The sequence below is a fragment of the Pseudoalteromonas sp. ABE4_541 genome, from assembly GCF_056312285.1.
This window is the reverse complement of record NZ_JBSVEM010000066.1, coordinates 1-264: the sequence shown is the minus strand read 5'-3', so window position 1 is coordinate 264 and position 264 is coordinate 1. Positions and strand designations below refer to the sequence as shown.

1 tRNA gene is annotated in these 264 nt (G+C 49.2%); it reads left to right on the top strand.

Annotation, left to right across the window (positions count from 1 at the left end):
- Window positions 1-76: transfer RNA gene (locus ACW689_RS21510), tRNA-Glu, on the top strand.
- Window positions 77-264 lie beyond the last annotated feature (188 nt).

Sequence of the window (264 nt, the reverse complement as noted above, 5' to 3'; positions counted from 1 at the left end):
GTCCCCTTCGTCTAGAGGCCTAGGACACCGCCCTTTCACGGCGGTAACAGGGGTTCGAATCCCCTAGGGGACGCCACTTTACTTTGGTAAAGTAACAAAAGCTCATATGGTGCGAGTTAAAACAGCCAGTCCTAGTGACACAGAAAATTCTGCTTTAAATAAGGCCACTCGCCTCACAGGCTCGGTCTCATCTAACGCAGAAATAGCAAATCAGTAATTTGCAAACCAATTTCTGCGTCCCCTTCGTCTAGAGGCCTAGGACAC